Source organism: Nitrosopumilus cobalaminigenes (genome assembly GCF_013407145.1).
GTDB classification, from domain to species: Archaea; Thermoproteota; Nitrososphaeria; order Nitrososphaerales; family Nitrosopumilaceae; genus Nitrosopumilus; species Nitrosopumilus cobalaminigenes.
Genome location: NZ_CP026993.1, coordinates 740,967 through 759,890 on the forward strand (window position 1 = coordinate 740,967; position 18,924 = coordinate 759,890).

General features: G+C 32.0%; 23 protein-coding genes. 15 read left to right on the top strand and 8 right to left on the bottom strand.

Going from position 1 to position 18,924, the window contains the following annotated elements; all coding sequences use genetic code 11:
* The first annotated feature begins 115 nt into the window (after positions 1 to 115).
* The 8 genes from C5F47_RS04470 (at position 116) to phnE (ending at position 4,901) form a co-directional block, all read left to right on the top strand.
* Positions 116 to 343 carry a CbtB domain-containing protein gene (locus C5F47_RS04470; protein WP_179361687.1) on the top strand — a complete coding sequence of 76 codons (228 nt, stop codon included), beginning with the start codon at positions 116 to 118 and terminating at the stop codon, positions 341 to 343.
* 12 nt (positions 344 to 355) lie between these two features.
* Positions 356 to 1,084 carry a CbtA family protein gene (locus C5F47_RS04475; protein ID WP_179361688.1) on the top strand — a complete coding sequence of 243 codons (729 nt, stop codon included), beginning with the start codon at positions 356 to 358 and terminating at the stop codon, positions 1,082 to 1,084.
* A 71-nt stretch (positions 1,085 to 1,155) separates the two neighbouring features.
* Positions 1,156 to 1,485, top strand: a complete 330-nt coding sequence (locus C5F47_RS04480; protein WP_179361689.1) for an ArsR/SmtB family transcription factor — start codon at positions 1,156 to 1,158, stop codon at positions 1,483 to 1,485.
* An 8-nt stretch (positions 1,486 to 1,493) separates the two neighbouring features.
* Entirely contained in the window at positions 1,494 to 1,844 is a 351-nt protein-coding gene (locus C5F47_RS04485) for a helix-turn-helix domain-containing protein (RefSeq protein ID WP_179361690.1), read from the top strand.
* Between the two features lie 99 nt (positions 1,845 to 1,943).
* On the top strand, positions 1,944 to 2,105 hold the full coding sequence (locus C5F47_RS04490) for a hypothetical protein (RefSeq protein WP_179361691.1): 162 nt from the start codon (positions 1,944 to 1,946) through the stop codon (positions 2,103 to 2,105).
* 90 nt (positions 2,106 to 2,195) lie between these two features.
* Positions 2,196 to 3,284: a phosphate/phosphite/phosphonate ABC transporter substrate-binding protein gene (locus C5F47_RS04495; protein WP_179361692.1), complete on the top strand. Its 1,089-nt coding sequence runs from the start codon at positions 2,196 to 2,198 to the stop codon at positions 3,282 to 3,284.
* Between the two features lie 17 nt (positions 3,285 to 3,301).
* Positions 3,302 to 4,132, top strand: a complete 831-nt coding sequence (locus C5F47_RS04500) for a phosphonate ABC transporter ATP-binding protein (RefSeq protein ID WP_179361693.1) — start codon at positions 3,302 to 3,304, stop codon at positions 4,130 to 4,132.
* A complete protein-coding gene (gene phnE / locus C5F47_RS04505) occupies positions 4,113 to 4,901 on the top strand; it encodes a phosphonate ABC transporter, permease protein PhnE (protein ID WP_246271206.1) in 789 nt (262 codons plus the stop codon). Before C5F47_RS04500 ends, phnE begins: the two co-directional genes overlap by 20 nt.
* Positions 4,902 to 4,906: 5 nt before the next feature.
* Here the strand turns inward: phnE and C5F47_RS04510 are convergent, their stop codons facing one another.
* Genes C5F47_RS04510 through C5F47_RS04520 form a run of 3 tightly spaced genes read right to left on the bottom strand, consistent with a single transcriptional unit; the run spans position 4,907 to position 6,397 of the window.
* Complete coding sequence (locus C5F47_RS04510) at positions 4,907 to 5,932, bottom strand: formate--phosphoribosylaminoimidazolecarboxamide ligase (protein ID WP_179361694.1); 1,026 nt, start codon at positions 5,930 to 5,932, stop codon at positions 4,907 to 4,909.
* A gap of 26 nt (positions 5,933 to 5,958) precedes the next feature.
* Positions 5,959 to 6,171 (bottom strand): hypothetical protein, encoded by a 213-nt coding sequence (locus C5F47_RS04515; protein WP_179361695.1) that lies wholly within the window; start codon positions 6,169 to 6,171, stop codon positions 5,959 to 5,961.
* Between the two features lie 46 nt (positions 6,172 to 6,217).
* Positions 6,218 to 6,397 (bottom strand): hypothetical protein, encoded by a 180-nt coding sequence (locus C5F47_RS04520; RefSeq protein WP_179361696.1) that lies wholly within the window; start codon positions 6,395 to 6,397, stop codon positions 6,218 to 6,220.
* 120 nt (positions 6,398 to 6,517) lie between these two features.
* Here C5F47_RS04520 and aspS point away from each other — a divergent pair, with 120 nt between their 5' ends.
* From aspS to C5F47_RS04555, 7 genes are all read left to right on the top strand, one after another.
* Positions 6,518 to 7,828: an aspartate--tRNA(Asn) ligase gene (aspS, locus tag C5F47_RS04525; protein ID WP_179361697.1), complete on the top strand. Its 1,311-nt coding sequence runs from the start codon at positions 6,518 to 6,520 to the stop codon at positions 7,826 to 7,828.
* Between the two features lie 9 nt (positions 7,829 to 7,837).
* Positions 7,838 to 8,107 carry an Asp-tRNA(Asn)/Glu-tRNA(Gln) amidotransferase subunit GatC gene (locus tag C5F47_RS04530; RefSeq protein ID WP_179361698.1) on the top strand — a complete coding sequence of 90 codons (270 nt, stop codon included), beginning with the start codon at positions 7,838 to 7,840 and terminating at the stop codon, positions 8,105 to 8,107.
* Positions 8,104 to 9,549, top strand: coding sequence for an Asp-tRNA(Asn)/Glu-tRNA(Gln) amidotransferase subunit GatA (gene gatA / locus C5F47_RS04535; RefSeq protein WP_179361699.1), 1,446 nt, complete (start codon positions 8,104 to 8,106; stop codon positions 9,547 to 9,549). Before C5F47_RS04530 ends, gatA begins: the two co-directional genes overlap by 4 nt.
* Positions 9,546 to 10,952 carry an Asp-tRNA(Asn)/Glu-tRNA(Gln) amidotransferase subunit GatB gene (gene gatB, locus C5F47_RS04540; protein WP_179361700.1) on the top strand — a complete coding sequence of 469 codons (1,407 nt, stop codon included), beginning with the start codon at positions 9,546 to 9,548 and terminating at the stop codon, positions 10,950 to 10,952. Before gatA ends, gatB begins: the two co-directional genes overlap by 4 nt.
* On the top strand, positions 10,952 to 11,215 hold the full coding sequence (locus C5F47_RS04545) for a hypothetical protein (RefSeq protein ID WP_179361701.1): 264 nt from the start codon (positions 10,952 to 10,954) through the stop codon (positions 11,213 to 11,215). Before gatB ends, C5F47_RS04545 begins: the two co-directional genes overlap by 1 nt.
* A gap of 42 nt (positions 11,216 to 11,257) precedes the next feature.
* Positions 11,258 to 13,183 (top strand): AMP-binding protein, encoded by a 1,926-nt coding sequence (locus C5F47_RS04550; protein ID WP_179361702.1) that lies wholly within the window; start codon positions 11,258 to 11,260, stop codon positions 13,181 to 13,183.
* A gap of 69 nt (positions 13,184 to 13,252) precedes the next feature.
* Positions 13,253 to 14,611 (top strand): pyridoxal phosphate-dependent aminotransferase, encoded by a 1,359-nt coding sequence (locus tag C5F47_RS04555; RefSeq protein ID WP_179361703.1) that lies wholly within the window; start codon positions 13,253 to 13,255, stop codon positions 14,609 to 14,611.
* 3 nt (positions 14,612 to 14,614) lie between these two features.
* On the opposite strand, the gene C5F47_RS04560 is transcribed toward C5F47_RS04555, so the two are convergent.
* The 5 genes from C5F47_RS04560 to C5F47_RS04580 all read right to left on the bottom strand — a co-directional run bounded on the left by C5F47_RS04560 (position 14,615) and on the right by C5F47_RS04580 (position 18,920).
* Positions 14,615 to 15,583: an SHOCT domain-containing protein gene (locus tag C5F47_RS04560; protein WP_246271207.1), complete on the bottom strand. Its 969-nt coding sequence runs from the start codon at positions 15,581 to 15,583 to the stop codon at positions 14,615 to 14,617.
* Positions 15,584 to 15,671: 88 nt separating this feature from the next.
* Entirely contained in the window at positions 15,672 to 16,769 is a 1,098-nt protein-coding gene (locus C5F47_RS04565) for a sensor histidine kinase (protein ID WP_179361704.1), read from the bottom strand.
* An 18-nt stretch (positions 16,770 to 16,787) separates the two neighbouring features.
* The gene (locus C5F47_RS04570; protein ID WP_246271208.1) at positions 16,788 to 17,192 is read right to left on the bottom strand and encodes a response regulator; all 405 of its coding nucleotides are present in this window, start codon (positions 17,190 to 17,192) and stop codon (positions 16,788 to 16,790) included.
* Entirely contained in the window at positions 17,189 to 18,148 is a 960-nt protein-coding gene (locus tag C5F47_RS04575; protein ID WP_179361705.1) for a TrmB family transcriptional regulator, read from the bottom strand. Before C5F47_RS04575 ends, C5F47_RS04570 begins: the two co-directional genes overlap by 4 nt.
* Positions 18,149 to 18,224: 76 nt before the next feature.
* Entirely contained in the window at positions 18,225 to 18,920 is a 696-nt protein-coding gene (locus C5F47_RS04580) for an A24 family peptidase C-terminal domain-containing protein (protein WP_246271209.1), read from the bottom strand.
* Between the last annotated feature and the right edge of the window lie 4 nt (positions 18,921 to 18,924).

The following is an 18,924-nucleotide window of genomic DNA, read 5'->3' on the forward strand; positions in this document are numbered from 1 at the left end:
TAAAAGAACAGTATGTTAGATCTTATACAAACAGATTTTGTGTAGATAATCTGATTTCTTTATAAACAAAACACCTATCCAAGAGCTTAAATATATTCAGAGAAAGATGATTTTCATGTCTGAAACTAGACAAATTAATGTCTCAAAAACTGGCGTATCAAAACTTGCAATTCTTGCATTAGCAATTGTATTTGCAGCAGGATTATTCGTTGTTGGATTTGATAATGGCCATATTGTAAATTTTGTATTTGCTGAGGGTGGAGCAGCCGGTGGTGTTGATCCTTTAGTGATTCATGAATTTACTCATGATATGAGACATGCAGCAGGCTTTCCTTGTCATTAGGAAATAACTCTCTTGAAAACATCTTATTTTATAATCATTGTTTTGCTCTCCGGGGCATTTGCTGGATTAATCCATGGAACTGTAAACTTTGCTCTAGTAGAACCTTATCTTGATCAAGCGATAGGAATTGAAAATCAGAATTTATTTGAATCTGGTGAGGAATTGGATACTCCTGAATTTTGGGTTGAATATGAAGGGTATAGAGTATGGCAAAAAAGTGGCCAAATTTTAGCTGGGGTAGTTTTGGGAACTTCTGTAGGTGCATTATTTGGAATTGTATTTGCATTATCAAAAAATTCCTTACCTGGAAATAATTATCTAAAAAAATCTCTAACATTAGCAGGAATTATGTGGTTTACAATGTATCTAATTCCGTTTCTCAAATATCCTGCAAACCCTCCAACTGTAGGTGATGCTGAAACTATAGTGTTACGGGCAATTCTGTATTTGTCATTTATTGCAATTTCTGGTATTGGCGCATTGGTCTTTTTCAAATTATCTAAAAAATTCCAAGATAATAAAAAACTTGTATCTTTAATTGGATATGGTGTTTTTATCTTTGCCGTGTTCTATATCATGCCTGAAAACCCTGATGAGATATCTGCACCAATGGATTTGGTTAATGAATTTAGATTAATGTCTGTACTTGGTGTTTCTTCATTCTGGTTATCTGTTGGTATAATTTTAGGGGTTCTTTGGAATAAAGTAGAACCTCATAAAGAAACAACTCAATATTCTTAATTGTTCTGACTCTATAGAATGAGAATTATTTCATGTCGTTTAAATAGATGTAGGGTATTTTTGATATTTAAATGTCAAGAAAATTAACTTTACCACAATTAAAAAAATATGATATTACTCAAAAAGTAATAGAGGCATTAGCTGATTCTGAATCAAGAGCAATTCTTTTTTCAATAATCAAAAAAGGAAACACTGCTGCTGAATTATCTGATAAACTCAAAATTCCTCTTAGTTCTGTGTATAAGAAATTAGCAGATCTTGAAGAATTAACATTAATTGAGATTGAAAAATGGATGCTTTCTGACAAAGGCAGAAAATACAAAGTTTATCGTAGTAGAATCAGCAAGGCCGATATTTCCATTAGAAAGCCAGAACCTACTTTGACATTAATTCCAAATTGAGAAATATTATGCAAAAACCAACCATCATCCAACTCTCTGAATTTGATATTACTCAGAAAATTATTGAATCTCTAAGTAATGTATGCACACGATCTGTCTTATTTTCTGTAAAAAATGAATCAAAGGATGCAACTCAAATTGCTGATGAATTAAAAATTTCACTTTCAACAGTTTACAAAACTTTGTCAACACTTGAAGATCTTGCTTTAGCAGAAGTTGACAAGTATGTAATTTCTTCAGAAGGTAAAAAAATCAAATTGTATAGAAGTAGAATCGGAAAAGTTGAGATTACTTTGGATGATTTAGAACCAAGCCTGAATCTTTATTCCAACACTTCAAATCCTAAATCAAATTCCTAGAATTTCGTACAAAAAAATAATTACAAAATTTAGAATTTCTCTTTTTTGGGATTTTTGTTATTGGATTATATAGAAAAATTTGTTATTCTGCAAGTATAGATGAATATTTGTAGTGAAGTACATACGCCTGCTTTCAAAATTATTTACAAGGGTGCAAAAGGCAGTTCTTATCAACCAGAATGGCTAGTATGTGAAAATTGTCATGAGAAAAGACATTTTGGCACTCTTGAAGATATTGTTTCAATTGAGCCTGTAGACTAGTATGATATTCTCATTCTATAGATTTAGAATGATGATTTAGAATGAAACCCTGATTTAAATAATTTAGCTAAACCTAATTTTTTGTTAATCATGAAACGACAAATCACATTAACATTGATTGCTGTATTTGCAGTAATTGGTGTATTGTCTGTACCATTAACTCAAACAGCACAAGCTGAAAGTTTAGTTCCTGATTGGATCAAAACAAATGCTGGCTGGTGGGCTGATGGTACTTTGGATGATGAAACTTTCCTTAATGGAATTACATTCTTGTTGGAAAATGGAGTCATCAATGTTTCATCTGAATCTAACACTGTAGATGTCGATACTCTTACCATTGGATTTATTCCAGTTGAAAAAGCTGATGAATTAACTCCTAAAGCCCAAGCATTGGAAACATTTCTTGAATCTGAACTTGGTGTAGATGTTGAAATCGTTGTCCCAACAAATTATGAGACTATAATCGAAGGAATGAGATTTGGTCACATTGACGCTGCCTTTATGGATACTGGTCCTGCATGGATTACACACCAAAGAACTGGTGCAGAAGCTGTAATGGCAGAACTTGTTAAAGGTAAAGTAAATTACCAAGCAACCGTTTGGACACTTGCTGAAAATGATTCAATTAATTCATTGGAAGATACAGTTGGCAAAAAAGTAGCATTTACCAGCATTACTGGTTCATCTGGTTTTGTTAGACCTATGGGAACTCTAGTTACTGAAGGTCATGTTACCATTGAAGGTGATGATATTGTTGCTTTAGAATCTGCATTGGCAAATAACTTTGAAAGTTATACTTTTGCAGGTGGATACAAGGCTGCATTACAATTACTATTAAATGAGAACGTAGATGTTGCATTTGGTTCAGATATTGCTCCACAAAAATATCTTGAATTAGAAGATCAAATAAAATTACGTCCAGTTACAACGATTGGACCTGTACCATCACATGTGTTTATGGTAAGTGCTGACATGTCAGAATCTACCAAAAATGCTCTTGTTGATGCACTAGTCGAACTCAATTATGATGAAAATAATCATATTTTGACTGATTTGTATGGTGCAGAAGCTTTAGTCCCAACAACAACCACTATGCATATTGGTGAATTTGGAGACTTTATTGATGCTTTAACAGGACTTGATCAGTTAATTCTTGACAAATATAACAAGAGCAAATAAAACCCGGTATTCTGAAAATGAAACAAATTCAGATGACCCAAAATCCTTCTTTTTCATTAATTTCTACAAATAAAATTATTCAGATGAATGATGTATGGACATCTTATGACTCAAAGAGTTTTGCACTAGAGGGAATTAATCTATCCATTGATAGGGGAACCAACTATGCAATTGTTGGTCAGTCTGGTTCAGGAAAGTCAACTTTACTAAAACTCATGAATGGCATGATGATTCCAAGTAAAGGAACCATCAAAATTGATTATGTAACACCAAACATGAATGATAAAAAATTTAAAAAAATGATGCATAGTATAGGATACATTCCACAAAATCTGGGGCTGGTGAAAAATATCCCAGTTATAGAAAATATTTTGATAGGTGCATTACCTCGATTAAATACAATTCAATCTTTACTCAAAAAATTCCCAGAACATGAAATCAAAGAAGCTCAGAGAATCATATCTCTTGTTGGATTGACTGGAAAAGAAGATAGAAAAGTCTACATGTTAAGTGGAGGTGAAAAACGTAGAGTTGCTATTGCTAGAGCATTAATGCAAAAACCTACTATTTTACTAGCAGATGAAATCGTATCTGAATTAGATCATGTAACTGCTCGTGAAATAATGAATTTGATTGCAGATGCTCAAAAAAGAATGAACTTGACTGCAATAATGGTGCATCATGATATGCAATTGGCATTAGAATATGCAAATAGAGTCGCAGTGATCAAGGAAGGCCACAAAATACTGGAAATTGGAGTTGAAGGTGAAACTATAGTTGATTTTCAAACTGGTGATATGAACACTGAAGAAATTATGGAGATGTATAATGATGACTCCGAAAAATAACATTGTTATTGGAATTATAGTTGCACTTGTAGTAGTTGCGTCATACAACGTAGATGCAAATCCTTTAGAATTTGTCGAGGGATTGCCTAATCTTGTTATTGTTGTTGAAGAAATGTTCCTTGTTGAACCAAAGTATATTCCAACTGCACTTTGGGCAATGTTTGAAACTATTCAAATGGCATTCATTGGAACTGTGGTTGGAACTGCAATTGCTTTACCTCTTAGTATGTTGGCTGCAAGAAATCTAAACAGCAAATATGTTTATGCTCCAGTTAGAGCTTTGTTGGCTGCAATTCGTACATTCCCTTCTATTCTTTGGGCAATTTTATTTGTAATAATGGTTGGATTGGGAACATTTGCAGGTGTTTTGGCAATTGTAATGTATACAGTTGGGTTCGTTGCAAAATTACAGTATGAGGCAATAGAGACAATTGATTCAGATCCAATGGATGCTGTTAGTTCTATTGGCGTATCAAAGTGGCAATTGATTCGTTATGTTGTAATTCCTGAATCTGCTTCTCATTTGCTAAGTCAAATTTTATACATGTTTGATTACAATGTACGTCAAACCAGTATTTTGGGGTTGGTAGGTGCAGGTGGAATTGGATTTTATATTATTAATTATATCAAATTCTTTGAATATGGAAAAGCAGCAATATTCATGTTAGTTGTATTGGTAACTGTATTGTTTATTGACTGGGCAAGTGTAAAAATTCGAGACAAATACATTATCAAATCCCAACACGGTATGGAAGTTACAACAAAATAGAATTTCTAAGTTGTAATTTTATCTAATTGATTAGATTCTGTGGCTGTTTTTACTTCTCTTGCAATTCTTTTACCCATACTCATTGTTTCATTAAACAATAATGAATAGTATGGTGAGCCATCCATGTAGATATTGGAACCTGCAACAATTCTTGCTGAAAATTCAAAAGATGTGAATTTTGCATTCTCATCATAAACTCCTTCAATACAAAATGGACCATTCATTCCTGGTTTTACTACTCTTCTAGCAGCTTCAACAAAATTTTCTCCCATTTTATACACTTCATCTAATAGAGATTCTCGTAAAACTAGTGGACTATTACCAATAACGTTGAATGATGGAACTTTGTCTGATTTCATTTGTTGCTCTGCTGGAATTCTGCCCAATCCTTCAATGTCTGATTCATGTCTTTGATCAACTCCAAAGAACTCCAACTCTTCTTTTAATGGAGAATAGAAAAATGTCAAATAAGCTAAAACCCCCGCGGCATATTCTTGAATGTACAGAGTTTCATCCTTTGAAATTGTTCCTTCTGAAATCAATTGATTTCTTTTAGCATTATAATCCCCTTCGTTTGCAGCCATAAAGTAACCTTTACCGCCAGCTGCTCCTTGTCTTTTTACAATTACTAGTTTTTCAATTTCACTTGGTTCTGTAACTGGTTTTGGCATTGGAAGTTTTGCTTCTCTCATGAGTTTTTCTTTCATTTCTCTATCTGACTCCCATCTGAGAATCCACTTGTTGCCAAATACTGGAGTCTTGATTGATTCAATTTCTTCAGAACTCATTTGTGCAACTAGGGTACCATGAGGAATTAGGACTGCATTATTTTCTTCAAGAATTGATTGGCATTTTTGATCAAGTACTTCTTTGAATGAATCTACGATGATTAACTCATCAATAAATGGGAATCTTTTGTATAATTTTTCACGTTTTTTTTCACATACTAGAATTGTTTTCAAACCTTCATCTTTTGCTCCTTTTAGAACCTGTAAAGAGCAATGGGAGCCTAATGTTGCAATTGAAGTCATTGATATTTTGAGTATGTTATTGGACTTTATGAACTATTATGTGCTGATGTAACGTATTGAAATACTTCGTCAATTAACTCTACACTCAATTCTGACTTGATATTTTCTGGGATTACCTTTAATACGAAATCGTACATTGTTGTGTTTTTTGGCAGTTCGTCTCTTTCCTGTAATAGTGAAAAAACTGCAATACCGTTTGAAATCACTGCTACCATTTTTTCTTTATCTGAAAGTACCATGAATATATGATAATTTGCTATAATTTAATCTAAATCTGATATAATCTCACAGTATTGATTTCTTGAGTTCTGGATTTTGAAGAATTTGTACTAGCCCCATATCTTGATCAACTATCTCTAAATCCATATTGATTCTATGTGCGTCTCCTTCTTCTTCAACTTGCTGTGACGCATGATATCCAACATAAACTCCTACAATTACAAACATTGCAATTACTAGAGCCATCAATATCATCGTATTTTTTTTGGAATTTTAACTGGCTATAAGCATTATGAAAATTAAGGTAAAGGTTCACTATTTTGTATAAAAATTAATTACACCATGATATCAGGAATAAAGTAAATTATGATTGAAACTGAACTAGGATCTTTACGCAGATCTCACTATTCAAATGAAATTAACTCCTCAATGGATGGCACACAGGTAACTATAATGGGTTGGGTTTTGACAATTCGAGGTCATGGAAACATTAGTTTTGGTACAATTCGTGACAAAAATGGAGATCTTTCGATTGTGGCAAAAAAAGGAGATTGTCCTGATGAAATACGAGAAAAAATCTCATCACTAAAAGCACATTCTTCTATTGCAGTAACTGGCAATGTTAAAGCATCTGAAAAAGCACCTAGTGGATTTGAAATAATTCCAACAGAATTAAGAATTTTCTCAGAGGTTGAAAAAATACCTCCTTTTGAGCCTACTGTTAAAACTGTAAAAAATATTGATACGAGATTAGAAGTAAGACCAATTGATCTAAGACGAGATGTTCTTCAACATGTCTTCAAAACTCGAAGTTTAGTTTTAAAATCAATTAGAGAATACTTTGGAAATCAAAACTTTGTGGAAATTAATACTCCAAAAATGATTGCAACAGCTACCGAAGGTGGAGCAGCACTATTTCCAATATTTTACTATAACAAAGAAGCATTCTTAGCTCAAAGCCCCCAATTATACAAAGAACAACTCACTATGAGTTTTGAAAAAGTTTTTGAGATTGCTCCTATTTTTAGAGCGGAACCCTCTAGAACAAATAGACATTTGGCTGAAGCAATATCTATCGATTTAGAAGAAGCATTCGTTGATTACAATGATGTAATGAACAGAATTGAAGAAATTGTCAAAGTTTCAATTCAAGCAGTCAATGAATATGTAAAAGACAACCCTTCATCTGAATTTCCTGCAATTGATGTTCCTGAACATATTCCAAGATACACATACGATGAATTGGTAGATAAGATGCAAAAAGCTGGTGCAAAGACTGAATGGGGTGATGACTTGTATCCATCAAATTTGAAAAAAATAGGTCTTGATGGTTTTTATTTTATTACTGATTGGCCTCTTGCACCAAAGCCTTTCTATGTAAAAGATAGTAAATCCAACCCAAAAGTTTCAGAATCATTTGATTTGATGTATGGTGATTTAGAATTATCTTCTGGCAGTACAAGAATTGAAAAACGAGATGAGTTAGCTGAAAGAATGAAAAATAAAGGGATGAAAACAGATGCATTTGAATACCATCTTGGAGCTTTTGATTATGGTGTTCCTCCACACGCTGGATGTGGTATTGGGCTCGAGAGACTAATTATGGTCTTGACAGGCACTGAAAATATTCGTGATACTACATTCTATCCAAGAGATGTGGATAGGCTAACCCCATAGGTGTGAATAATGGTTTCAGAAGAAGAAATTGAACATGTTTCAAAATTGATGAAAATTGATATTGATGATCATAAAGAATATGTTGAAAAAGTCCATACTATGATAGACTATTTTGATATTCTAGATTCTGCCGGAGTTGAATCTGAAGAAATCTCGATGCCTGAAATTTCTTTATCTAATCTTAGAGAAGATGAGTATGTTCCATTTGATGATAAATTAATTGAAAAACTAAACCATTACAAGGGGACATACGTTCGTGCACCAAAGATGTCTTCATGAATCTAAAAATTTCTGCCCTTGATTACATTCAAGAAGTAAAAACAGGAAATATTTCTGTAGAAGATTTTGTTGCAGCAACAATTGAACGAATTCAAAATGTAGATGATAAATTACATGCTTTTCTGTCTGTAAATGATAAATCTATAGATCAAGCCAGAGAAATTGATAAAAAAATAAAATCAGGTCAACAAGTTGGTGATTGCTTTGGAATGCCTATCTCAATTAAAGATAACATGTGCATCAAAAATTCTAAAACTACATGTGCATCAAAAATGCTTGAAAATTTTGTAGCACCTTATGATGCTACAGTAATAACAAAATTAAAACAACAAGATGCCATTTTCATTGGAAAAGTAAACATGGATGAATTTGCCATGGGGTTGACCACTGAATTTAGTGCATACGGTCCAAGTAAAAATCCGTGGAACATTGATTGTGTTCCTGGAGGTTCTTCGGGAGGAAGTGCTGTATCTGTAAGTGCGTTTGAATGTATTGCATCCTTAGGCTCTGATACTGGAGGATCTGTTAGAAATCCTGCAAGCTTTTGTTCAACTGTTGGTTACAAACCAACATATGGATTGATTAGTAGATATGGGTTGATTTCATATGCAAACAGCATTGAGCAAATTGGCCCTTTTACTAGAACTGTAAAAGATACTGCATTCATGTTGAATAAGATTACAGGACTTGATCCAAACGATAACACTACTGTAGATAACAAAAATGAAGACTATCTAGCAGGAATAGATGCTGGAATTGAGGGTAAAAAAATAGGCATAATCAAAGAAATGATGGGGGATGGAATTGCTCCTGAAGTTCTCAGTGCAACTAAAGATGCAATTGCAAAGCTAGAAGGGTTAGGTGCGATTTGTGAGGAAATTTCTCTTGACATGGTAAAGTATTCTGTTGCTGCATATTATACAATCACTGCAACAGAAGCTGGTAGTAATCTTGCAAGATATGATAATCTAAGATATGGTTATGATTTCCCATTAGAAGGATACGAATTCAACTCATACATATCGAAAGCTCGTAAAAAGTTTGGACCCGAAGTTACAAGAAGAATGATTATTGGCGGATTTGTTCCTTCTGCAGGACACGCTGGAAAATATTTCTTAAAAGCATTAAAAGTAAAAAGTAAACTTACTAAAGAAATCAATGAAGCATTTAAAAAATTTGATTTCCTAATTGCTCCTACTGTCCCTATTCTTCCATTTAAAATTGGAGAAAAAATAGATGATCCTATATCTTTATTTTTAGTTGATATCAATACCGTAACTGCAAATCTTACTGGAAAACCTGCAATATCTATTCCATATTCTATTTCAAATGGATTACCTATCGGAATACAATTGATAGCAGACTCAATGAATGATAAATTACTATTGCAAGCCGCATATGCATTAGAACAAACTGTTAGTTTACCGGAGGTTCCAATATGACTATGATAGGTTTAGAAATTCACTGTCAGTTGACTAATTTGAATAGTAAATTATTTTGTTCTTGTAAGGCAAACTATAGAGAATTTGAAATCAATGAAAATATCTGCCCTATTTGTATGGGTTTGCCTGGGAGTTTGCCAAGATTAAATCAAGAAGCAGTTAAAAAAGCCACCATTATTGCAATGGCGCTAAATTGTTCAACTCCGGAAAAAATTGCATTTTTTAGAAAAAATTATTTTTATCCAGATTCTCCAAAAAATTTTCAAACTACTCAATTGAACATTTACGGTGACACAAGCGTGGGTGGCACTGGTTCTATCATGGTTGGAGACAAAAAAATTAGAATCACTAGAATTCAACTAGAAGAAGATCCTGGACGTTTAATTTACGAAGGAAGTTCATCTAAAAACCAAATTACGTTAGTAGATTACAATCGTGCAGGCACACCTTTAGTGGAAATTGTTACCGAACCTGATTTTGAAACTCCTAAAGAAGTAAGAGATTTTCTTAATATCCTATCTGATATTCTAACAAATCTTGGTGTTGCAGATCCTAGTTTAGAGGGGGCAATGAGGGCTGATGCCAATATTTCAATTGAAGGTGGAAAAAAAGTTGAAATTAAAAATATTGGTTCATTTCATGATTTAGAAAAAGCAACTCATTTTGAAATTACAAGACAAGAAAGTTTGCATTCAAGAGATATAGAAATAATTCAAGAAACTCGTCATTGGGACGATAAAAGAAAAATTACAGTTTCATCTCGTTCCAAAGAGGAAGAACTTGATTATCGTTATTTCTTAGAAGGAGATATTCCTTGGATAAAGATGGATCCTGAAATTCATAAAAAATTACAAACCCAAATGCCTGAAAGTATTAGATCTAAAAAAGAAAGGTACATTACAAAATATAACATACCTGCACAAGTTGCAGATGTCTTATCTTCAGACAAATATTATTCTGATTTATTTGAAGAATCTCACACAGAAACTAATGCAAAAGAAGTTGCAAATATTATTACTACTGATTTAATGGGATTAGTTGATACTCGAGAAAAACGTGAAGCATCCAAATTTACAGCAACTCATTTGAAAGAACTTGCAGATTCAATTCAATCAGGTAAGGTATCTCGAAATTCTTCAAAGAATGCATTACATGAAATTTTAAAAACAGGTAAGGATTTAACTACTGTGATTTCCGAATTAGATCTTGGTAATGTATCTGATGAATCTGAATTATCTGGAATAGTTTCACAGGTAATTAAGGAAGAATCACAAGCAGTTGAACAAGCAAAATCTAATCCTCAAACAATAAACTTCTTGGTGGGAAAAGTAATGCAAAAAACAAAGGGCAAGGCAGATCCTATATTGACATTGGAATTATTGAAAAAACAAATTGGAATCTAATGGCTGATCTTTCGTTAGAAAATATTGAATTTATCAAAATATTAGCTACTTCTGATGCAACCATTCTTCAGGCAGGCATGAATGATGCTACTAGACATAGATTAGATGATGAAATAGGCACGATTTTACGAGAATATTATCGAGAAAACACTATGGGAATACAAACTGGCTGGACTGAGAAATTATCCAAAGTTGGAATTGATGAAGATGCTGGAAAGGCAGCAATTGCATGTGCTAGACGATTAGGAATTGATATTTCATAACAAAAAATCTTTTTACCTTCATTGAATGGAAAAAATTATCCCTTGTCTGATTTTGAATTCATTCCAACAGAAAAACAAATTCAAGAATCAAATATTTTTAAATTCATGAAAAAACATAACCTATCTTCATTAGAAGAATTGTCTCAAAAAGCAAAAAATGATTTAGAATGGTATTGGAAATCAGTTGATTCTGATATTGGAATCATTTGGGATAAACCTTACTCAAAAATTTTAGATGATTCAAAAGGAATTGCGTGGTCTAAATGGTTTGTTGATGGTAAAACAAATATTTACAAATCATCTGTTGAAAAATTTGCTAAATTAACACCTGATAAAACTGTATATTATTTTGAATCTGAGGATGGAGCAAAATCAAAAATTTCATATTCTGAACTTGATTACAAAGTATCTAAATTTGCAAATGGGTTAAAATCATTGGGTGTAAAGAAAGGAGATGTAATTGCAATTTACTTGCCCATGATTGAAGAGGCAATACTATCCATTCTTGCTGCTGCTAAAATTGGAGCAATCCAAACTGTAATTTTTTCTGGATATAGTTCAGAATCATTACATATTAGACTACAAGATTGTAAAGCAAAAATTCTTTTAATTTCAGATGGTTTTCACAGAAAAGGTAAACCAGTATCCCAAAAAGAATCTGTTGAAACTGCATTAAAGGACACGTTTGTAGAAAAAACTATTGTTATCCCATACAAAGGAATTGACAAATATGAAAAATCTGAACAATTTGTTTTTTATGATGATCTTGTATCTTCTCAAAAGGAAATTTGTGATACAGAAATTTTAGATTCTGAAGATAAATTATTTATCTTGTATACTTCGGGCACTACTGGTAAACCAAAAGGTGTGGTCCACACCCATGGCGGTTTTTCAGTATTTGCAGGTCATCAGGCAGCATATCTGATTGATACTCAGGCACAAGATACTCTATTTTGGCCTGCAGATATTGGTTGGATTACCGGATTAGTGTGGAATGTGTACGGTTTATTGATTTTGGGTGCTAGTGCAGTAATTTACGATGGTGGATTAGATTTTCCAAAAACTGATAGAATTTGGAAAATGCTTTCTGATTATCAAGCAACCATATTTGGGATTTCTCCAACTGCAGTACGATTGTTTAAAAAAAACAATGTTGAACCTTTAAAATTATTTTCATTAGATAAAATAAAAAATATTCCTACAACTGGTGAACCTCTTGATGAGGATTCATGGTGGTGGTTATATGAAAAAGTTGGAAATAAAAAAATCCCAATAATGAATCTTTCTGGTGGCACTGAAATTGGGGGTGCAATGCTTTCTGTTTTACCTGGAATGAAACTAAAACCATCTACAGTTGGAATCCCAGTCCCTGGAATGAATTTAGATGTAATTGATGATGATAAAAAAAGTGTTAGAGAAAAAAATGGTTATTTGATAATTAAATCCCCTTGGCCTGCAATGACTCGTGGATTATTAAATGATGATGAACGATACATTGACACATACTGGTCCCGATTTGAAAATATTTGGTTTCATGGTGATTATGTGTATGTTGATAAGGATGATTTGTGGTATATGCGTGGAAGAACAGATGATGTAATCAATGTGTCTGGTCATAGAATGAGTACTGCTGAAATTGAACATACTGTAATTTCACATAATAAAATATCTGATGCTGCATCAATTGCAATACCTGATGAACTTACTGGTGAAGCGATTGTAGTATTTTTTGTTCCAGATGATAAAAATGAAATTGATTTAGAATCTGAAGTATCTGATTACATTAGTAAAAAAATTGGCAAGGTTGCAAAACCTAAATTTGTTTTTCAATTAACTGATTTACCAAAGACTAGAACTGGAAAAATTATGAGGCGATTGCTGAAATCAAAACTGCTGGGAACTGATCTTGGAGATTTATCATCTTTAGAAAACCCTCAAATTTTAGATGAAATTTTAAAAATTGGTTAACATTTACTAACTTTTTGATTTTTTCTATTTCACGCTTTATGTAATAATCAAAATGCCTGATTACAGGCATTGAGATTTGTAGTTGATCAGCAAGTAGAAGACATTGAGATGCCTGAGAATCTAAAATTAAACACGTTTTTGCAGGAATTTCACTCAGATTGCACTGATCCTGACTGTGGATTTGGCTTCTATGGGTTTGCCTTTGGGCAATCACCGTTCCCTGTGCCTAGACTCATACAGGAAGCATTGATCAAAAATGTAAACAAAGGAGAATATGCTCCTGTACCTGGTATCCCAGAATTAAGAAATGCAATTTCAAAATACAATAAACATTATTTTCAAATGGATGTCTCTCCAGACAGAATCTATGTTGGTCCTGGAACAAAGGAATTAATTTTTAATCTTTTAGAGATATTACATGGAACTGTAATTTTACCAACTCCTGCATGGTTAGGGTATCTTCCACAAATTAGATTTTTAAAGAAAAATTATCATATGTTACCAACCAGAGCAAATAAAAAAATTGCACCAAATGATCTTCGACGTCTTGCCTTAAGATTACAAGATAGACAAAAGATCTTAATCTTGAATAATCCTCATAATCCAACTGGCTTACTATACAATCGTTTAGAATTAGAAGAAATTGCAGATGTTTGTAGAGAACTAAACATTACTGTGATTTCTGATGAAATCTATGCTCAAACTACCTATGATTTTTCAAAATTTGTCAGTATGGGAAAAATTTACCCTGAGGGAACATTTGTAACAAATGGATTATCAAAATCTCATGCAGCTGGTGGATACAGATTAGGATATGTAATCTTTCCACAACATGCAACTGATCTAAAATCTCAATTCAAAAAAATTCTTGCAACTGAATATACTGCGGTATCTACACCAATTCAACATGCTGCAATCCCCGGTTTTGAAATAAGTCATGAAATGGATGAATATTTTGAAACTACTAGAAATATTCACAAGATTATGGGTGAATATACTTACAATACCTTAATTGCAATTAATGGAATCAAAGCAACAAAACCTGAATCTACATTTTATTTACTCGCTGATTTTAATGCATATGCCCCAGAATTACAAAAAGCAAAAATTACAACATCTCAAAAATTATCTGAAGCATTCATTGTTCATCCTTATCATACTGCACTAGTAGGTGGTGATAGTTTGGTATTGGAGAGAACTGATTTTAGTGCAAGAATTGCATATGTAGATTATAATGGTGCCAAAGTCTATGAAAGTTATCAGAAAGAAAAACCAAAAACACATTCTGAAAGAACTGAATTTGTTAAAAATAATGCTCCCAAAGTGGTAGCAGGTCTTGGGATGATTGAAAAATTCTTTGAAGCATTGAAAAAAAACGCAGTGGATGAATTATTACTTCTGAAAAACAGCGTTAAAATCCCTAATTAGGTTTCATTTTAGTTTTTTTTCCAAGATTTCAAATTCTTCTAATGTGATTTCCCCTTTTACTAGTCTTGTTTGGAGAATTTCTTTGGGATTTGAGCCTCTAATTGGATGAATTATTTTCTGCATAATGATATCTTTGTTGAGTGAAATTTGTCTTGAATTGCTGTCAACCTGTCTTTTTACTCCGTATACTGCACCAAACAATATTGCCAACCCTGCTATGGCTAATGAAATCTGTGCAATGTCTGAATTGTCCGTGACATTTTGTCTTGTATCGACAATTGATGATGCTTGAGCCTCGGGAATAATTTCGTTATCTATAATTTCTTGAACTGATGATTTAATTTCAACTATTGTATCCGTATATCCTACTGCTTCTTCTATTGTCAAATCTGGATAATTTTTATCAAACCAACTTTTGTAAGTAGGTTCTGAATAATATCTTTCAATGTAATGAGATGGTTCTTTACTTGAATCAACAAAATCTGCATAATTTGTTTTAGTATCCTTTTGTATTGGTTCTTGAATTTCTATGGGTATTTTTTTAATTATTTGGTCTTTTACTTCCAATTCTTCTTCATAATTTACTTCAACATTATTTATTGGAATTCCATCTAATGAAACAGAAAATTCTGTTGAGATTCCTTTTGTCATATTGAGAATAAATCCATTTGCAGAATAAATCCCATGTTCTGTAAATCTATCCTTGATAATTAGACTTTTTTCAAAAGTATTATCATGATTTATTATTGCTTGAGTAAGTAAAACAAATTTGTCATTAAGATCTCGAATTACTATTGTTACCAATCCTGATGAATCTTTTTCAACAGTACCTGAAAATATTATTTGATCATTTTTTAAAAATGAGTCCTTATTCACTTCTAAACTTGAAAGTTCAGCATATGCTGGGTTTAAGAATAATCCTAACAATACCATTATGCCTAATGAATAAGACCCAAACCTAATCTTGCTCAATGGTTTTAATCAAATTATTTTTAATTTAAGAGAAACGTAGTATTCATCTGAGTTAATTATACGAAATAGTTAAATTCAATTTTATCTTTTAAGAAGAATCATCTTTTACAGATATTTTGATAGGTTTTTTTGGAATTTTAAAAAAGAATGTTGTTTTAACATTTTTTTCACTTTCAACCCAAATTTCCCCTCCTAATCCTTCTGTAATTCCTTTACAAATTGCCAACCCTAGTCCACTTCCTCCTTTTTTTCTCTTTGATGATGTGTCTACTTGGTAGAATTTCTTGAAAAGATCTTTTTTATTATCCTCTGAAATTCCAACTCCGTTATCTTGGACAAAAAATTCTACATCGTTTAAATTATTTTTCATTCCTATGGTCACACATCCTGTGCCTGGAGAAACATAATCTATTGCATTTTTTATCAAATTGGAAAATACCTGGTTAATTCTATCTCTGTCACTGAAAATTTGAACATCTTCATTAAAATTTGCAGTTATTTCAATTTCTTTCTCAATTGCTATTGGATCAAATTCTTTTATTAATCCATGTAGTAATTCTGAAATATTGATATTTTCATGATTAAAAACTAATTTACCCAAATCTAGTTTTTGCGTAGTCAAAATATCTCCGATTAATTTTTCTAGTTTAATCGTTGAAGTGTAAATTTCATCTACTGCATCTTTTTGACCTTCATTTAATTTTCCTAACAATTCTTCTTTTTGTAACATTTGTACATATCCTAAGATGGGAACTAGTGGTGTTTTTAATTCATGTGATACCATTGATGAAAATTCTACTTTTTTTCTATCCATATCTTTTAATTTCTGCACATATTCATTTTGTACTTTGATTGTTTTTTCAACTTTTTCACCCATGCTTACAAAATTTTCATTTAATTCAAAAATTTCTTTTACATTTGTTTTAATTTGGTTTTCATTTGATAATTTGTTTGATTTTGAAAAATCTGACATGTTTTTTGCTAATTTTTGAATTGGTTTTGTAATGCTTGTTGAAATATGAACCGTTCCCAATAAAGTACCAGTTGCAACAAAAACTGAAAATATTAGTAATATCATTCCTGTTGATTCCTCTACAGATGTTAGAAAGTTCACAATTCCCATATAGAAAATAATGAAACTAGAAACTCCTGATACTATAAACAATGTATTTTTTATTGGAAGCATATGTTATACTCCTAAATGTTACAAGTTAGCAGTTTCAATAAGTTTTGAATGTAAAATATCGATGTCTATTGGTTTTAGAATATATGATGTAACTCCTCTTGTAACCAATTCATCTAATTCATCTTGTGTTATGGTAGATGCAGTAAACACAATAATTTTGTGATCTTTTAATGCATTATTGTCCTCCAAATCTTTAATCACCGAATATCCATCAAATTCAGGCATGGCTAAATCCAATAACACTACATCGTGTCTATTTTCTTTTATAATGGATAGTCCTTCTTTCCCATCATTTGCAATGGTGCATTTGTGATCTTTTAATTCTAAAAATGTAGTTAACATTTTTGTAATTTGTTCATTATCATCAATTATTAAAATATCTAAATTCTTTATCTCTTCTTTTTGTTTCCCTGTCTTACTCAATTTTTACCTCTCCCTGTATCTAATATTTTGAAATTCTCTTGCAGATAACTTAGAATCATTTTTTCTTGTTCAATTTCTCTTAATCTATGTTCATAAGTAATTTCTGAACCTAATAGCGACTCTGCATCTGTTTCGTCAATATGGTGTGATTTTTTCCACATTAAACTAAATAATGATCTTAATGTAGTTACAAATGCTTGAGAATCTGTCCAAACAGCAAGCATATCTTTTACTTTGTTATTACTAATAAAGAAAATAACTTCACTATCATCTTTTATGATGAAACAAAAATCTTCTCTATTCTTATCTTCAATTTTTTTAACTTTTTTTGGTGATACACTTTCAAAAATATGTGGTGTGTCTGGTGTATGGTCTGTTAAAATTCTAAGTTCTGATTTTGTTTTGTTTAATAATTCAGTAAATTCTGTAAAGTAAAATCTTTTAAAATCTGCCTCAGTGCCTAATACCAGAATATTTTCTTTAGATTCTTTAATCATTTGTTCTAGTTTTACTAGAATAGAATTTCTTCCTTGCAGTGATTGGAATTTATTATCCTGTACTTCATCATCTGTTTCCCCATATTTTGGGATAATGTTCCAAAGTTTGATAAGTGATTCTTTGCCTGCATCTAGTTCATTAATTCTGTTTTTTTCGTTATTTAGCAAAATTTCTAATGATTCTTCCAACCCCACTGCATTGAATTTTGTAGGTTTTCCAAATACTGAAAAAATTACTCCTTTTTGTTGTAATGTCGATAACAGGTGATATGTTTCGGTTCTTGGGATTTTTAGTGCTTTTGATATTTCTGAAGCTGTTTTGACACCTATTTTACTCAAAAATAGATACACTTTGGCTTGATTTGGAGTAAGATCATACCTGACAAGCATTCTGTTTAGTTCATGAATGGGATTTTCAGTTTGAAATAATCCCTCTTCTACTGTCTCTGTAACTGTCATTGAATTTGTTATATTCATTTGTGACATAAGGGGGTGTGTGTTATTGCATATTACAGATCATCTGTCTAATCAAAAATCACATGCCTAGGAATTTGCTCAAAATTATGTCTCCGTAGAATAATTGTATGATAAATCCTCCTGTAATTAGTAGCAAATAGGGAATTCCAGGTGTTATCCATGTATTGGGGGTGGTACAAAATTCTTGATTTTCAGCATGGTGAATGGTAAGATCTAATCTCTTTTTCCCATTTTCTTTTTTTTCTATTGCAAAACAAAACTTTGGATTTTTTGCTTTATATCCCATTAATGAGGCAACAATTTTTTTGAATTTACTTTCATCAAACCCGTCAAAAATATTTTCACCTCTTGTTTGTGCAATAATGTTTCTTGAGATATTAATTATAAATGGAATTACAAATAATATTGCTGCATTAGATAATGTAGTAAATGGAGATACTGGAGATTCACTAAGTGTAGCCATTGGTGCAATTACTGCTAATGCAATTAGTGCAAAAGCATCTGCACCACCAAACAGTCCTATTCTCCACACTAAAATTACAAATGGTGCTACAATTAACGCAAATCCCATTTTCAGTAAATCTGAATAAATGTCTTGACTCATAAATACAAGTAATAACCCTGTTACTCCAAATCCAACCCAATAATAATCATGGATTTCTCTTTTCCATATATCAATTATTGAACCCGCAATCAACATTATAGTTGCCAATACAATTCCTAATGTGCTATAATCCAGTAACTCTTCAATCATTTAC

Coding starts and splice junctions, on each gene's coding strand:
- phnE (WP_246271206.1), top strand. CDS start 4,113: ATGATGACTCCGAAAAATAACATTGTTATTGGAATTATAGTTGCACTT.
- C5F47_RS04565 (WP_179361704.1), bottom strand. CDS start 16,769: ATGCTTCCAATAAAAAATACATTGTTTATAGTATCAGGAGTTTCTAGT.
- C5F47_RS04500 (WP_179361693.1), top strand. CDS start 3,302: ATGAAACAAATTCAGATGACCCAAAATCCTTCTTTTTCATTAATTTCT.
- aspS (WP_179361697.1), top strand. CDS start 6,518: ATGATTGAAACTGAACTAGGATCTTTACGCAGATCTCACTATTCAAAT.
- C5F47_RS04520 (WP_179361696.1), bottom strand. CDS start 6,397: ATGGCTCTAGTAATTGCAATGTTTGTAATTGTAGGAGTTTATGTTGGA.
- C5F47_RS04580 (WP_246271209.1), bottom strand. CDS start 18,920: ATGATTGAAGAGTTACTGGATTATAGCACATTAGGAATTGTATTGGCA.
- C5F47_RS04575 (WP_179361705.1), bottom strand. CDS start 18,148: ATGACAGTTACAGAGACAGTAGAAGAGGGATTATTTCAAACTGAAAAT.
- gatA (WP_179361699.1), top strand. CDS start 8,104: ATGAATCTAAAAATTTCTGCCCTTGATTACATTCAAGAAGTAAAAACA.
- C5F47_RS04485 (WP_179361690.1), top strand. CDS start 1,494: ATGCAAAAACCAACCATCATCCAACTCTCTGAATTTGATATTACTCAG.
- C5F47_RS04545 (WP_179361701.1), top strand. CDS start 10,952: ATGGCTGATCTTTCGTTAGAAAATATTGAATTTATCAAAATATTAGCT.
- C5F47_RS04495 (WP_179361692.1), top strand. CDS start 2,196: ATGAAACGACAAATCACATTAACATTGATTGCTGTATTTGCAGTAATT.
- C5F47_RS04490 (WP_179361691.1), top strand. CDS start 1,944: ATGAATATTTGTAGTGAAGTACATACGCCTGCTTTCAAAATTATTTAC.
- C5F47_RS04515 (WP_179361695.1), bottom strand. CDS start 6,171: ATGGTACTTTCAGATAAAGAAAAAATGGTAGCAGTGATTTCAAACGGT.
- gatB (WP_179361700.1), top strand. CDS start 9,546: ATGACTATGATAGGTTTAGAAATTCACTGTCAGTTGACTAATTTGAAT.
- C5F47_RS04480 (WP_179361689.1), top strand. CDS start 1,156: ATGTCAAGAAAATTAACTTTACCACAATTAAAAAAATATGATATTACT.
- C5F47_RS04470 (WP_179361687.1), top strand. CDS start 116: ATGTCTGAAACTAGACAAATTAATGTCTCAAAAACTGGCGTATCAAAA.
- C5F47_RS04510 (WP_179361694.1), bottom strand. CDS start 5,932: ATGACTTCAATTGCAACATTAGGCTCCCATTGCTCTTTACAGGTTCTA.
- C5F47_RS04530 (WP_179361698.1), top strand. CDS start 7,838: ATGGTTTCAGAAGAAGAAATTGAACATGTTTCAAAATTGATGAAAATT.